This window comes from Erwinia artemisiae, from assembly GCF_051400835.1.
Classification (GTDB): domain Bacteria; phylum Pseudomonadota; class Gammaproteobacteria; order Enterobacterales; family Enterobacteriaceae; genus Erwinia; species Erwinia aeris.
Window position 1 is genome coordinate 37,792 of record NZ_JBLFFM010000004.1, and the last position, 14,640, is coordinate 52,431.

At 50.5% G+C, this 14,640-nt stretch carries 10 protein-coding genes and 5 pseudogenes; 13 read left to right on the forward strand and 2 right to left on the reverse strand.

Annotated features, from left to right (window positions below):
* Window positions 1–136: 136 nt before the first annotated feature.
* Both ACMGEE_RS10775 and ACMGEE_RS10780 read right to left on the reverse strand, forming a co-directional pair.
* The gene (locus ACMGEE_RS10775; RefSeq protein ID WP_125290841.1) at window positions 137–349 is read right to left on the reverse strand and encodes a hypothetical protein; all 213 of its coding nucleotides are present in this window, start codon (window positions 347–349) and stop codon (window positions 137–139) included.
* A 117-nt stretch (window positions 350–466) separates the two neighbouring features.
* A complete protein-coding gene (locus tag ACMGEE_RS10780) occupies window positions 467–790 on the reverse strand; it encodes a hypothetical protein (protein WP_253459578.1) in 324 nt (107 codons plus the stop codon).
* 183 nt (window positions 791–973) lie between these two features.
* Between ACMGEE_RS10780 and ACMGEE_RS10785 the strand changes: the two genes are divergently transcribed.
* From ACMGEE_RS10785 to ACMGEE_RS10845, 13 genes and pseudogenes are all read left to right on the forward strand, one after another.
* Window positions 974–1,201 (forward strand): putative hemolysin, encoded by a 228-nt coding sequence (locus ACMGEE_RS10785; protein WP_253459581.1) that lies wholly within the window; start codon window positions 974–976, stop codon window positions 1,199–1,201.
* Between the two features lie 844 nt (window positions 1,202–2,045).
* Window positions 2,046–2,324 (forward strand): annotated as a pseudogene (locus tag ACMGEE_RS10790) (type VI secretion system contractile sheath small subunit); the annotation flags it as partial.
* 59 nt (window positions 2,325–2,383) lie between these two features.
* Window positions 2,384–2,611 (forward strand): annotated as a pseudogene (locus ACMGEE_RS10795) (OmpA family protein); the annotation flags it as partial.
* A 4-nt stretch (window positions 2,612–2,615) separates the two neighbouring features.
* Window positions 2,616–3,107 carry a type VI secretion system effector Hcp gene (gene hcp / locus ACMGEE_RS10800; protein ID WP_436830152.1) on the forward strand — a complete coding sequence of 164 codons (492 nt, stop codon included), beginning with the start codon at window positions 2,616–2,618 and terminating at the stop codon, window positions 3,105–3,107.
* A gap of 300 nt (window positions 3,108–3,407) precedes the next feature.
* Window positions 3,408–3,551: pseudogene (locus ACMGEE_RS10805) on the forward strand (Clp protease N-terminal domain-containing protein); the annotation flags it as partial.
* An 81-nt stretch (window positions 3,552–3,632) separates the two neighbouring features.
* Window positions 3,633–3,835, forward strand: a pseudogene (locus tag ACMGEE_RS10810) (ClpB D2-like domain containing protein); the annotation flags it as partial.
* Window positions 3,832–6,183 carry a type VI secretion system Vgr family protein gene (locus tag ACMGEE_RS10815; RefSeq protein WP_436830022.1) on the forward strand — a complete coding sequence of 784 codons (2,352 nt, stop codon included), beginning with the start codon at window positions 3,832–3,834 and terminating at the stop codon, window positions 6,181–6,183. The pseudogene ACMGEE_RS10810 and the gene ACMGEE_RS10815, both read left to right, overlap by 4 nt.
* 14 nt (window positions 6,184–6,197) lie before the next feature.
* Window positions 6,198–8,410, forward strand: a pseudogene (locus tag ACMGEE_RS10820) (M23 family metallopeptidase).
* Window positions 8,411–8,424: 14 nt separating this feature from the next.
* The gene (locus ACMGEE_RS10825; RefSeq protein WP_436830023.1) at window positions 8,425–9,027 is read left to right on the forward strand and encodes a hypothetical protein; all 603 of its coding nucleotides are present in this window, start codon (window positions 8,425–8,427) and stop codon (window positions 9,025–9,027) included.
* Window positions 9,028–9,151: 124 nt separating this feature from the next.
* On the forward strand, window positions 9,152–9,445 hold the full coding sequence (locus ACMGEE_RS10830) for a hypothetical protein (protein ID WP_436830024.1): 294 nt from the start codon (window positions 9,152–9,154) through the stop codon (window positions 9,443–9,445).
* Window positions 9,446–9,535: 90 nt separating this feature from the next.
* Entirely contained in the window at window positions 9,536–9,898 is a 363-nt protein-coding gene (locus ACMGEE_RS10835; RefSeq protein WP_436830025.1) for a hypothetical protein, read from the forward strand.
* A 31-nt stretch (window positions 9,899–9,929) separates the two neighbouring features.
* On the forward strand, window positions 9,930–11,138 hold the full coding sequence (locus tag ACMGEE_RS10840) for a KPHS_23130 family T6SS system protein (RefSeq protein WP_436830026.1): 1,209 nt from the start codon (window positions 9,930–9,932) through the stop codon (window positions 11,136–11,138).
* The gene (locus ACMGEE_RS10845; protein ID WP_436830027.1) at window positions 11,135–14,617 is read left to right on the forward strand and encodes an ImcF-related family protein; all 3,483 of its coding nucleotides are present in this window, start codon (window positions 11,135–11,137) and stop codon (window positions 14,615–14,617) included. Before ACMGEE_RS10840 ends, ACMGEE_RS10845 begins: the two co-directional genes overlap by 4 nt.
* Window positions 14,618–14,640 lie beyond the last annotated feature (23 nt).

Below are 14,640 nucleotides of genomic sequence, written 5' to 3' on the forward strand. Positions count from 1 at the left end.
CCCTTACTGGTCGCAATACATCAATTCGGTAAGCCTGGCTGAAAGCGCTTAAGGTTGCTGGAGGGAAAATGTAACAAAATCAAAGAGGATAAGCGGTAAGGGCAAAAAAAAACCTCGCCTTGGCGAGGTCAGGAACCTACTTAATATAGCTGCGGATAGCCTCAGCAATGGCTTTGTTCGGCCCGCGGTGATCCTCGCGCTGTTCCGTATCATCGGCCACTTTTTGCAGGTATTTATTCAGCTTGCCGCCGGTCGGCACGTTGCCATAGGCAATCAGCATCTGCACGATCTGCCTGAGCGCAAGCAGCTCGACGGTAAGACGTTCAACAACAGGATCTTTATCTGGCATCAGGGGGGACTCCGGTACGGTTTTCCAGTGACTTTATGGTGATTTTACGGCGGGCGCGTAAAAACCAATCAGTGGAATACCGCAGAATAACGGCGTCAAATCCCGGCGGTGCAGGCGTCAGGAAAGATAAAGCACCGCGCCAGGCACCTGTAGCAGGGTGTAAAGCTCCGCAGAGGAAGGGTCAGCAAGCTCCTGCTGTAGCTGCGGTGAACGGTAGCGCATCACATGGATTTTCTTCAGCTGATGCCAGACCAGGATAGCGGAAACCGTCAGCGAGCAGGTATGGTCGCTTTGCAGACAGAGCAGCGTGTAATGCCACTCCTCATCCAGCTCGTTGGAAAAAAACTGTACGCTTTCCGGCGGCAGCAGCGCGCGCAGATCCGGCAGCAGAAACTGGCTGACGTCCCGGGTAAGACGCAGGGTAAAAGTGGCGGTTCGCATAGAGCATTCCTTGTCGTTAGTCGGCCGTTGCAGGCGCTGAGGCGAGTATCAATCCCAATCCTTTGGCGTTAATCGTTAACTCAGTGAGCGGTGATTGACGTACAACACCTTAAACTATAGCGCTTACTATTGTTATCTGACTGATAATGAGACGCAATGGGATCCATCTGAACAGAGGTGATAATGAGAAAGAATTTATTGTTTATCTGTGCCTTATTGGCAACCGGCTGTGCGCAGAATGCCAGTAAACCAACCTCGTTGAACATGAAAAACCCGGCGGCGGCCTGGTGCGTTGAGCAGGGCGGTACATCAGAGATCGTGAAAACGGCGCAGGGCCAGAGAGGCTACTGCACGCTGCCTGGCGGCGAGCGCATCGACGAGTGGCAGCTTTATCGGCGGGATCATAAATAAAGGCGTGCTCAACAAAGAAATGCCGGTAGTAAAGGGAATAACTTTATGTGCCGGCATTGCTGTACAACGCGGTTTATCTGTCTTGTAAACTTATAAAGGTACGTTTTTTGCTATGCCGTAGCTGATTGAGTATTTTAAGGCAAAGCTGCAATGTATTTTTGAAGTCTGGTTGCGTATGAGTGAGTATTCGCATCAACGCCTGCAGGCTCGTCATCCTTCGCCACCGACAATCTTACGCTGGCCGTGGGTCTACACAGTCGGATTTGTACAGGCTGACTGACGTTATTGTTTTGATAAAAATAAATGAGCCTCGTTCAAGTGAATAATAAAAAGGTATGAAATTCTGTATATTTCATCAGTTTTGTACATGCTCAGTCACGTCCTGGCTCTCATTTTTGATAAAAATACAAAATCAAAAATTCACGTGATTGAAGGAGGTTTTATACGGTTTTATCCCTAAGTTAAATTGATCTTTTGTTGCACACCCTTATTCCATAGGGTCTGAAGGGGTTATGCAATAAAGTTCATACAAATCATAAAGATGATCTAATTTTGTTAAACCTTTTCGATGTAATATTTAGTTACATTATTTTGTTTTTAGTCATGCGCAAACATTCTTACACTCCGGCTATAAGGTCTTGTCCGAAAATCTTCGATTTCAGATAAAAGCCCAAAAAATATAGTGTCGATATGCTGGTGAATGGAATGCGCTCGCTTTTAATTCCGGGGTGTTGATTCTTGTCGGATGACGAGAACCGGGATGTTGTTCTGGCAGGGTTTGCCTTTTTTGTTAATTTCTCACTGGTATTGACCGTTTCTATAATTTCATAGAACAGGGACAGCCATGTCTGACTCTTCCTTTCAGTGCGAAATACCCAAGGCACGTATTAATTTAAAACTTGATTTGCATACGGGTGGAGCGAGCAAGAAAACTAAGCTCCCCCTGAAATTACTGGTTGCGGGCGATTTCAGCAACGGCCGGGAGTCTGCACCACTATCTGAGCGCAAAAAAGTTAATCTGAACAAAAATAACTTTGACTCAGTTCTTTCTGAATATTCCCCAAAAATAAATCTGACCGTTAAAAATACGCTTGCCGGTGACGGTTGCGAAGACAACGTCAGTCTGACATTCCGGAGCATAAATGAATTCTCCCCGGAGCAGGTTTCCCGACAAATCCCGCAGCGGTACGCGACTGGATGCGTGACACCGGCGATGTGCCGGAAAGCTGTTTTGCGGTGCAGGGCTATAGCGCAAGCCGTCCGATCGCAACCAATGACGCCCCGAAGGGCCGTGCACTCAACCGCCGTGTCGAAATCAGTCTGGTACCGCAGGCCAACGCCTGTCAGATATCGGGCAAAACCCTGGCGTCATCGCAGGATGATGACGCATCACAACACAATGGAGAGTAATTTCATGGCAATTCCTGTTTATCTTTGGCTGAAAGACGACGGTGGTGCGGCCATTAAAGGGTCTGTGGACGTTCAGGATCGTGACGGTAGCATCGAAGTGGTGGCGCAGGAGCATAACCTGTACATCCCGACCAACAATAACACCGGCAAGCTGACCGGTACCCGTATCCACACTCCGTTCCTGTTCACCAAGGAAATCGACTCGTCCAGCCCGTATCTGTACAAGGCGGTGACCACCGGTCAGACCCTGAAATCTGCGGAATTCAAGTGGTACAAAATCAACAACTCGGGCCAGGAAGTGGAGTACTTCAACACCAAACTGGAAAACGTGAAAGTGGTGAAAGTAAACCCGGTGATGCACGACATCAAGGATCCTGCTTACGAGAAGCATAACCACCTTGAGCAGATCGAGCTGCGTTACGAAAAAATCACCTGGACCTACAAAGACGGCAACATCATTCATTCCGACTCCTGGAACGAACGCGCCACCGCCTGATTACGCGTCATATTTCGCGCCGCAGGTGCGTTGGCTCGCTCCGGTCATACAGTTATCTATGTTCCCGGAGACTTACGAACTTGCCGCCTTCCTGCGACACGAACTCTTTAGCGTAATCCTCGTTTTTAAGCGGAGGGGATAACCTTTCTGCTGTTTTGCTGAACGTCTGCAGTACGCGGGCTTTCAGCAAAGAAACCGACAAACTGTCTGCCAGCCTGACCTTGTGCGCTTTGGTCCCCTGAACAAAGGGAAACAGCGAGGGGCGGTAGCGTGACCAGGAACCGATAAAGAGAGAATCTCATGGAAAACCCGGCAAGCCTTCTTCGACGTCTTAATCCCTACTGCGCCCGTGCGATGGAAGGGACTGCCTCCCTGTGTCAAACCCGCACCCATGCAGAAATCCTGCCGGAGCACTGGCTGCTGACGCTGCCCGAACAGGGGGAAGACCATCAGAGGGTGGACATTCTTTCCCTTCGTCGTAAGAACAACCCGATCCTGGTTGGCGAGCCTGGCGTGGGTAAAACCGCGCTGACCGCCGCCTGCCTGCTGCCGGATACCGGCGCACGCAACGTCAACAGTCTGCTCAATCAACAAATTCTGCCGGTGCTGAGTCAGCAGTTGCTGACCCACATGGCTGCAAAACAGAAACCTCGGTCGTACGCCTTAGCCCGAGTGAGAAAGAGGGTATCGGACTGGAGTTTGGCCGTACACAAGGAGTGAACGTATGAGCATCAACTTGCCGATAAGATTCAGCCATAACCACCATCAGCTGGCGGTAAAAGAGTGCAGTTCGGAGCTTGATGTGCTGGCGTTTGAAGGTGATGAAGCCCTGAGCACGCCGTTCAGCTACCGTATTGAATTTACCAGCGGTAACCATGCCATCAGCAAAGAAATGATGCTGATGAAAGCCTCCTCCCTGACGCTGCAGGCCCCGGTTGACCGGGGTTACGGTATTAAAGTGCAGCAGCCAGTGCGGGTAATTCAGGGCGTGGTTACGGGCTTTGAACGTCTCAGTACCTCAAAAGATGAGACGCATTATGCCCTGACGCTCCGGCCACGCCTGGCCCTACTTGACCGTTCGCACCAGAACGCCATTTACCAGGACATGTCGGTGCCACAAATCGTGGAAAAAGTCCTGCGCAAGCGTCACAACATGCGCGGTCAGGATTTTCTGTTCTCGCTAAGTCGTGAATACCCGCAGCGTGAACAGGTGATGCAGTACGGTGAAGACGACCTGCACTTCATCACCCGCCTGTTGGGTGAGGTGGGTATCTGGTTCCGCTTTACCACTGATACGCGTCTCAACATCGACGTCGTGGAGTTTTACGACGGTCAGCAGGGGTATGAAAAAGGCCTGACGCTGCCATCGGTTCCGCCATCAGGACAGCATTCGGAGGGCGTGGACCCGGTCTGGGGCATGGAGAGCCACCATAACGTGGTACAGAAGCAGGTCAGCACCCGTGATTACAACTACCGTCAGGCCACGGATGACATGAATACCCAGGTCGATGCCACCCGCGGGGATGCCACCACCTACGGTGAGGCCTATCACTATGCGGATAACTATCTGACGGCGGGTGATACCCATGACCACAATCCGGCACCGGAGTCCGGGGTGTTTTATGCCCGCATTCGTCATGAGCGCTACCTGAATGGCCAGACGCAGACCCATGCCATCACCAGCTGCCCGACGCTCTCTCCGGGGCAGGTTCTGAAAGTCACCGGCGGGTACGAAGTGGCCGACGTGTTTGCTCATGGCGTGGTCATCACGGCGATGCACAGCCATGCGCGGCGTGATGCGGACTTCGGCGTCAGGTTTGACGGTATCCCGGACAGCACCGACTTTTGTTATCGTCCTGAGCCCGGTTCACGCCCGGTGATGGCCGGCACATTACCGGCCCGCGTCACCAGCACCATCGAAAATGACACCTACGGCCATATCGATAAAGACGGCCGCTATCGCGTCAACATGCTGTTTGACCGTGATAACCGGGAGACCGGGTTCGAGAGCCTGTGGGTCCGGCAGTCACGTCCCTATGCCGGCGATACTTACGGCCTGCACCTGCCGCTGCTGGCGGGCACCGAAGTGGCGATTGGCTTTGAGGACGGTAACCCGGACCGGCCGTACATCTCCGGCGTGCTGCACGACTCGGCCCACGGCGACCATGTCACTATCCGAAACTACAAACGTAACGTCCTGCGCACCCCGGCGAACAACAAAATCCGCCTCGATGACAGTCGTGATCAGGAGCATATCAAGGTCTCCACCGAGTACGGCGGCAAGAGTCAGCTGAATCTGGGACATTTAGTGGATGCTGAGAAGCAGAAGCGCGGTGAGGGTTTTGAGCTCAGAACCGACAGCTGGGGAGCCATCCGGGCACAGAAAGGGATGTTCATCAGCGCTGATGGCCAGACGAAAGCGCAGGGCCAGGTGCTGGAGATGCAGCCGGCGGTCAGCAATCTGGGTAACGCCCGGGAGCAGATGACATCCATCTCCGATGACGCGCAGAAGGCGACCGCGAACCCGGCCGATCTCCAGGCGCAGGTCACGCTGCTGGAACAGCAGCTGACGGACCTCAAAAAATCGGTGCTGCTGCTCAGCGCGCCGGAGGGTATGGCGATGACTAGTGGACAACATCTGCAGATGTCTGCTGGCCAAAACCTGATAGCCACTGCCGGTAAAAATGCAGACGTCAGCGTGGTGAAAAATCTGTTCATCGGAGTGGGTAATACCCTGAGCGTGTTTGTTCGGAAGCTGGGGATCAAGCTCATCGCGAATCAGGGGCCGGTAAAAATACAGGCGCAGAATGATTTGATGGAACTGGTGGCGCGTGGGGAACTCAATATTACCAGCACTGAGGATGAGATCCACATTACGGCAAATAAGCGTGTGGTGATCAATGGCGGCGGAAGTTATATCAACCTGGATGCCAACGGCATCGAATCTGCCACGTTGGGTGAGTACCGGACAAAAGCCGGGTTCTACGGGCGCAAAGAAAAGGCTAATAACCCCGAACAATTCCCGAGCATTGCCCTGGAAACCACCGGGCCTTCCCGCAAATTCAGCTTTTCCTGACATGGAGTCATAACATGATTATCAGCCCGCCATTCCTGAAAGCGAAAAATGCCCATGAAACCGATGCAGCATGGATTGAAAGAGTGATGACCGTAGTTGACCGCCGCGATTACCCGGTCAATGGCCATGGCTCATGGCATGGCGGGATCCACATAGCCCATACTGATGGCGGCAGGCCTTTTGAGAGTGTAAGAGCTGTTGCGGATGGATCGTGGTTTCCGTGCGTAAAAGTTCAGGCATCGATAAACGAGATAAGGCACCGCTGAACCTCAATGTGGATCAACCCAATGTCAAAGGCAGTGACGATGGCTACGTGCTGCTAAAGCACGAAACGGAGATCGGCAGTGGTGAGGGGGCTAAAGTGGTCTTTTATTCGCTTTACATGCACCTGAAGTCGCTTGAATCAACAGTGAAAATCGGAGAGAAGGTGTACCGGAAAGATCCGCTTGGTACCTCCGGGATGGTCGATGCGGTCAATGCCTTCCATTTCCAGATTTTCTGTGATGACGACAACATCAGCAAACTGACGGGCAGGAAGAGCCGCGAACTGGACGTGTCGAAAGATGGCCGAACCGATGCCGTTTATGGTGATATTCACTTTTATCTGCCACCGCAGACAAAGTTTTATGACAGGGCACCCGCAAATAACAGTACCTCCATAACCGGGCTTTCTGAGCTGTATACCAGCAGTGCGCCTCTGTATGTCAGCATGACTCTGGCCCAGGGCAGCTGCACTATGGTAACGCGGCAGAAAAATACGCAGGTTGACGGGAAATATGATCTGCTGGGCGAGCCACTGGTGAATGCTGATGGCAAAGACTACGAATACAATCTTTATAAAACCGCGATGCGGAATTATAAGGAGAGCCCAAGTGCCGGATTTGAGTTGCTTCGTTTTGGGCGGGTAATCAATACCGAGCATGAAACGCTGGTGCCGGCAGATGCGCCATTATGGATGACGGTCAGTTATCCGGGTGGAGCTGGCGTGGTAAATCTTGCCGCTCCCGGTATTAAAAAGTTTAGCGATGCCGATTTCCCTCACTGGACGGGATGGCTGCTGGTTGATGACGATAGTGACAGCGACAGCCAGTGTAATTCAGCCGTTATCAAGAAACTTCAGGAAGATGGTGAGTTCGATAACCAGTGTGGGAAGCTAATCTGCCATTTCCCGTTTGAATGGGAAAAAAGTACGATCGGCACCCGTTTTTCATGGCTGAAAACGGGAAGTGAAGAGCATGATCCGATGACGGATGAAGATTATGCAAAATTCAAGGCTCATGCCGAAGCGTTGTGCTTTGAATCAGCATTCAGTAGCGGAAGCCTTTGGCACTTCAATCCCACTAAACTTATAAATAATTTGAGAAGGTGCGGCTGGCTTAGCCATGAAGAAATTTCCTCCATGATTCCAAGGAAATATTATGAAGGCTACCCCAGTAAGCCAGTTAATGTAACAGTTCCATGGGCTACATCGTTTGGTCGGTGGGAAAAGTATGTGAAAGACTTTAACAATACATGTAATAAGTACAATATAATATCCCCACTAAGGCGTTCTGCATTTTTAGGACAGATTTATATTGAGACTGGGATGCTCAGGACAATGACTGAAGGTGGAAAGGGGCAGAAAAATAGCAAAGGTAAGTTTGTATCCCCAGCGGCTAAGTATTATCAGCCATTTTATGGCAGAGGCTTCATGCAGCTAACCTGGCCGCAAAATTTCGATGACTATAGAAAATTTAGAACGAAAGAGAAGTTACCTGATGAAACTTCAGGGTATTCTTACGATGATAGTCGAATAACAAATGTAAGTGAACATTATTGGGCGGATCCAAGAAAAACGGTTATAGATAAGAAAACCCATGAAAAGCTTACCGTCATTGATGGTACACTTTTAAAAAAATGGCATCCACGTTACGACCCTAAAATTATTGCTGAAGATTCATTCTGTGCAACTGATAGCGCTGGTTTTTACTGGGTGTCAAAACATCACAGCCATGAGGTGAATATTAACAGGGTACCTGATAATGGGATTACTTCAGAGTCAATCGGTAGATGTTCGGTTCTAGTTAATGGTGGTGGATATGGGTATTTTGAACGACAGGCCTATACACGGTATGCGTTCTACTACTTAAATGATGCAGTAATAACAGATACCAAAGAAACAGTTGACGTGCAAAAAGGTCGTAGTACTGTGAAAATTACTGTTGATTATACGAAGCAGTGTAAGTGAGGTCTGGAGTAATGATGAAAAATACATTTTTATTTTTGAGCTTAGTTAGTGTTGTCAATTTTTATTCATCAGGTGTACTTGCGAATACCGCGGATGTTTCATCTGCAGTCAAAAGTTATACTTTCAAAGAAGGGGAACCTTACGGTCTCTCTCAAGTATATCAAATTAATGTCCCTGAATCAGGGTTTCCCCCTTACTATGTTTTTCTTAAATTAGGTGTTGAAAATGCATATCCCTTTGTTTTTAACCGTGAGGGTGTACCAGGAAAAGATGAGCCTTATAGTCGATGTAATTTAGTGCTCAAAAATAATGATCAATATCTTATACCAGATAGGACATATAAGTCAGGATATGCAGAAGATTCTGAACTGTGTCTCGGCATAGAAAAACTGAGGATCGTTCATGGTAGTAAAGATATTAAATGGTTTGTGACTGATGCTATATATCAATCAGAAAATGGCACACCAGAAAAAACAGAAGAGATCTATTTTTATTCAGGTGGCGTTTTTTGTTTCTCAGAAGGCACGAGCGTAAAGCTAGCAGCGAATAAAATTTCAATGAAAGATCTGAAAAACCTTACATTAGATAAGAAAGACTTCAAAGAATGCGCAAGGTAAAATGCTGAGAGGGGACTCTACCTCTTTTGTTTTTCACCAACTAAAGTGGGATGTTTACAATAAACTAGCATTAATAATAGTTGAATGCGAAAACGTTGTTTATTGCTCTTCGGGGAGGGTGAGTATGAATTTTAAAAATTTAGGTTTACTTTTATGCTTAATTATTTCTTTGTCAACCTATGCAGGAAGCCATTTGAAAAAATCATGTGGAGTGTTGATCAACTCTGGAGGCGATACGTTTTTATTTTATGACAGGAATGGTGTTAAAGAATTCGAAACAAAAAAGAAAGACAGGCGGTTAATGTCAAAGAAATACTCATGTGCATGTATGTCTTATAAATCTGAGAGTGAAGAATACATTCGTGGGATATCAAAAATTGAATTTGTAAAAGAAAAAAATTGCTCAGAGCAGAAATAAATAGGAAAGATTTATGTTTCAGAAGTTGACAGTACTGGTCAAGGTATACCTCCGGCAAATATAGATAATGATAAAGCCAATAAATTATATTTGGGCTACGATAATGCACCTCGCTTAGAAAATAAATTTTTCTTCTATAAAGGTGATATCACTACTATTTATACTTTTGAAAAATATGGGTTTACATTTGCAAAATTTGGAGTGTGCTCGCTTGATGGTAAGACTATGAAATGTCGGAGATATTATGAGGAAGGTATCGAGAAAGGCCTTATTAGTGAAGAGATTAATTATGCTTATGTAAAAGGGAGTTATGTCGAGGAAGGTCTTCATGTTCTTTATGATCAAAATGGTGATGTTGCATTTATTGAGATTAAAAATAGAGATTATAAAAAAGATAAGGTGCTCTTTGATAGATATCCTGAGAGAACCAAACGATCTTTCTATTTTAGCTGAATTTTAGAAATTTTGAAGTGTGAGAGTATAAATGCCGTATTCCCTTAAACATCTTCCTGAATGTTATCTTCGACCAGTTCCACCAAAAGCATCTCGTTGGTTTGCTGTCCTGGTTGCGATGTTGGTCATTAGCGTGATCCTTATGCGGATATTCGGACGATACATCGATAATAGCCACTTCTGGATGTTTGCCATTGGCACGCCATTCGTTGTGTGGATTGTAACTTTCGGTTTTCGTATGTGGATCTGGTCATTACAGGACAGTAAAGCGAATGGTTTTGACCAGCGTCGGGAGCAATGGATCCTGAGTGAGACCCGTAGGGCTCGTCGTGCGCTTCAAGTGTTGAATACGACATTTATTACAGCCCATCAGGAAGACGAACAGCGTTATGTCGCTGTTGATATGCTTAATAATAACAGCATTATCATTTCGCAGTCGGACTGGAAAGGCGAAAAAAGCATGAGGCTGAGCCGTATTACGGCAGAACCAGAAGATACCCCTGGATTGGTCATCTCACGTCTGTTCTCTGAACTCATTGCTGATCTTCCAGTTCACCAGTTTCCGGAGAACGCTTCGCTTGTTGTCATCCTCGATATCTCGTCATCTCTGTCATTCCCTGCTGTCAGAGATATCTGGCAGGAAGCCTGGCAGGAGAGTGGCCTAACCTGCGCTGTTGAATATGTAGATAGCAATGGGCTGGAGGTAGTCAACCACTGGCTGGATCACCGCATTAAAGATAAAGCCATGTTATTGATTGTTGGCCTCCAGATTGACCCGGTTGTTTCAAACAATACTGCTGAAGCAGCCGTTGCTCTGCTTCTTGGCAACCGCCTGACCCAGGAGGCGCTCGAGCCTCTCGCGTTGCTGCACCGGCCGGATCCTGCTCCATCAGGTGAACTGCGCGAGGGGATGAACATGGCCGCCTGGAACGTCCCGCTCAAAGAAAATATCGTGAAAAATTTATGGCTTGCCGGTCTGACGGGTAAGCAGCGCGCAGAGGTTATCGAGTGCCAGAATGCTCACCCTGCGCAGTCTGTAGAGGACGAAGCCGTCATTTCGCTCGATATATCCATGGGACATGCCGGAGCCGCAGCACCCTGGCTGGCTATCGCTGCCGCCACTGAAATCGCCCGACAAACTCAGTCACCACAGATGATTATCTGCGGAGATACCACACAGAATGTGCTGTGGAGCACGCTCATTACCCCGATTGCTTCCCGACAGGAGATGGATCCGTGAAGCTACCTTTAGCACCGAAGACTACGGAAGGCCGCTATCTTGCTGTCGCATTGATTTTCTTTTTGCTGTTAGCCGTTATGACGTTCATGGTCTGGAAGCATCCGGATATTGCCGGGATTGAAGACGGTAGTCAGCAGCAAATTTACTGGCTTATCGCTGGCGGATGTATTTCAGGCTGTGCCCTAATCGTATCAGTGGTGCTTCTGGCGGCAGTACGTAGTGCCGGTAAGCAGGAGTTTAATGCGCTTGTCGACAATACCAACGGTGATGATGAGAAAAAGAAACGGGAAAATGATAAAGCGCCTGTTCATCCTGCGGTGACCATGTGTGACAGGATTCGGGGGCATCTCCGCTCCCGTATTGGCCTTTACTGGCGCCATAAAACCCGCCTGTTGCTGATTACCGGTGACGAAGCTGCGATTGAACAGCTGGTACCCGGGCTGCAACAGCAGCAGTGGCTTGAAGGCAACCGTACCGTGCTGATTTACGGCGGGAGCCTGACTACTGAACCGGACAAGGAAAAATACACCGCGCTACGCAAACTGCGTCGCGGACGGCCACTGGACGGTATTGTTCGAGTGATGCCACAGTCGTTTAACCTGACACCACAGATAAGCGATAACGATTTGCGCGCACTGGAAAAAATCAGCGAATTACTGCGCTATTCCGCCCCGGTCTGGCTGTGGCAGCTGTGCGACAGCAAGTGGTCGCAGGCAAAACGCACTGAACAGACGGTAGGTGCCAGTTTCCCGCTGCGTGCTAAGCCTGACGAAATTACCCGCCAGCTTGAGCTGATGCTTCCGGCCCTGCGAACGCAGGGGATGAGTCAGGTCGCTGAGAACAACGGCCACGACTTCCTGCTGCGCCTGGGCCAGCACCTCAAAGACGGCGGTATCGCCCGCTGGACTCAGCAACTGGTGCCATGGCTGGCAGCCTCCCAACAGCGCGTTCCGCTGCGTGGCCTGATGTTTAGCCTGCCGGAGAATAAACCCGCCGCTATCGCAGGAGAAACAGCCGGTGCTGCAGCTGCCAACGCTGAGAAATATATCCCGGAATCACAACGTCATGCGCTGACCCTGCCGGTGACCTGGCAGGGGATCGTTGATGACTGTACCCGCGTGCGTGGCCGCCGTGTCGGTATGGCGCGGGAACAGACGCTGGCCTGGACACTGATGGCCATTATCGGTGTCTGGGGGGCGGGGACGCTGCTGTCGTTTGCGGTCAACCGTCTGCAGATTGTCTCTGTGGCGCAGCAGGCGCATGCTCTGGTGGAGCATTCTTCCGTATCGGATTACCAGCTGACGGCTCTGCATATGCTGCGTAATGACGCCGGCCGCCTGCAGCACCATATTGAGGATGGTGCCCCTTGGTACCAGCGCTTCGGTCTTGACCATAACCAGCAACTGCTCGATGCGTTGCTGCCCTGGTACGGTGTGGCAAACAACCGCCTGATACGTGACCCGGCGAACGAGGCGCTTACGCAGAAGCTCAGCGCGCTGGCAGGCTCTGTACCCGGCAGCGACCAGCGGGCACAGCTGGCGAAGCCGGGCTATGACCAATTGAAAGCCTGGTTAATGATGGCCCGTCCGGATAAAGTCGACGGCGCGTATTACGCCCAGACCATGAAAGTCGTGCAGCCGACGCGGATGGGCATTTCAACCGGCCTTTGGCAAAGCCTGTCGCCGGACTTGTGGGCCTTCTACATCACCGAACTGCCTGAGCAACCACAGTGGAAAATCAGGCCGGATGCGCAGCTGGTGAGTCAGAGCCGCCAGGTGCTGTTGCAGCAAATTGGACGGCGTAACGCCGAAAGCACCCTGTATGAGAACATGCTCAAATCGGTACGTCGTAACTTTGCCGATGTGTCTCTGGAAGACATGACCAGCGGTACCGATACGCGGCGACTGTTCACCACCGAGGAAGTGGTGCCAGGCATGTTTACCCGCCAGGCGTGGGAAGGGGGCATCCAGCAGGCAATTGAAAAGGCCGCAAATTCCCGCCGGGATGAAATTGACTGGGTGTTGAGCGATTCTCATAAGGCCATATCAGCTGACCTGTCACCGGAAGCCCTGAAGGCGCGTCTGACGCAACGCTACTTCACCGACTTTGCCGGCAGCTGGCTGAGCTTCCTCAACAGCCTGCGACTTAACCAGGCAAACAACATTGCTGACGTTACCGACCAGCTGACGCTGATGAGTGATGTCCGGCAGTCGCCACTGATTGCCCTGATGAATACCCTCGCCTGGCAGGGGCAGACCGGCCAGCAAAGCGAAAGTCTTTCGGATTCCATCATCAAATCGGCTAAAGATCTCGTAGGCGGAAAAGATAAACCCGCGATTGAGCAGTCTGCGTCAGGGCCGCAGGGGCCGCTGGATGAAACCTTTGGTCCACTGCTTCAGCTTCTGGGTAAAAACAAAGGCAGTAACGTCATGTCGGCTGACACCTCCCTGAGCCTGCAGACGTATCTGACCCGTATCACCCGCGTGCGTCTGCGACTGCAACAGGTGGCCAGCGCCTCAGATCCGCAGGCGATGATGCAGATCCTGGCGCAGACCGTATTCCAGGGCAAAAGCGTGGATCTGACAGACACTCAGCAATACGGCAGTCTGATTTCGGCAAGCCTTGGCGAAGAGTGGAGTGGTTTTGGCAACACGATGTTTGTGCAGCCGCTGACCCAGGCCTGGGAGACTGTGCTTCAGCCGTCGGCAGCCAGTCTGAATGATAAATGGAGCCGCTCGGTTGTCGCGAACTGGCAAACTGCTTTTGACGGGCGTTTCCCGTTTGCGGCCAGCAAAAGTGATGCTTCTTTACCCATGATGGCTGAATTTGTGCGTAAGGACAGCGGACGTATAGAGCGCTTCCTGACCACGGAACTCAGCGGTGTGTTGCACAAAGAGGGCAGCCAGTGGGTACCGGATAAGGTCAACAGCCAGGGGCTTACCTTTAACCCCGCCTTCCTGCGGGCCATTAACCAGCTGAGCCAGCTGTCAGACATTCTGTTCACCGATGGCAGTCAGGGCATCCGCTTTGAGCTGCAGGCGCGTCCTGTACCACAGGTGGTGGAAACTCAGCTGACCATTGATGGACAAAAACTACATTACTTCAACCAGATGGCCGACTGGCAAAGCTTCCGCTGGCCGGGAGACACTTACAAGCCGGGGACTATGCTGACCTGGATCACGGTCAATGCCGGAACGCGTCTGTTCGGGGATTACAGCGGGGCCTGGGGCTTTATTCGCTGGCTGGATCAGGGCAAGCGCCAGCAGCTTAACCGTAGCCAGTGGATGATGAGTTTCACCGCGCCAGATGGTCGCACGCTGCAGTGGGTACTGCGTTCACAACTTGGAAAAGGTCCGCTGGCGCTACTGGATCTGCACGGTTTCACGTTACCGGATCAGATATTCAGTGTCGACAGCGCGGCTACCGCTCAGGCGCTGATGGCCAACACCGGAAACAGTGACATGGATGAAGTCGAATAATAAGCACTCTGCAAAATCTGGTC

What these genes read in the sequence shown, in the direction of transcription:
- ACMGEE_RS10825 (WP_436830023.1), top strand. Translation starts at nt 8,425, where the DNA reads ATGAAAAATACATTTTTATTTTTGAGCTTAGTTAGTGTTGTCAATTTT.
- ACMGEE_RS10775 (WP_125290841.1), bottom strand. Translation starts at nt 349, where the DNA reads ATGCCAGATAAAGATCCTGTTGTTGAACGTCTTACCGTCGAGCTGCTT.
- ACMGEE_RS10840 (WP_436830026.1), top strand. Translation starts at nt 9,930, where the DNA reads ATGCCGTATTCCCTTAAACATCTTCCTGAATGTTATCTTCGACCAGTT.
- ACMGEE_RS10830 (WP_436830024.1), top strand. Translation starts at nt 9,152, where the DNA reads ATGAATTTTAAAAATTTAGGTTTACTTTTATGCTTAATTATTTCTTTG.
- ACMGEE_RS10815 (WP_436830022.1), top strand. Translation starts at nt 3,832, where the DNA reads ATGAGCATCAACTTGCCGATAAGATTCAGCCATAACCACCATCAGCTG.
- hcp (WP_436830152.1), top strand. Translation starts at nt 2,616, where the DNA reads ATGGCAATTCCTGTTTATCTTTGGCTGAAAGACGACGGTGGTGCGGCC.
- ACMGEE_RS10785 (WP_253459581.1), top strand. Translation starts at nt 974, where the DNA reads ATGAGAAAGAATTTATTGTTTATCTGTGCCTTATTGGCAACCGGCTGT.
- ACMGEE_RS10780 (WP_253459578.1), bottom strand. Translation starts at nt 790, where the DNA reads ATGCGAACCGCCACTTTTACCCTGCGTCTTACCCGGGACGTCAGCCAG.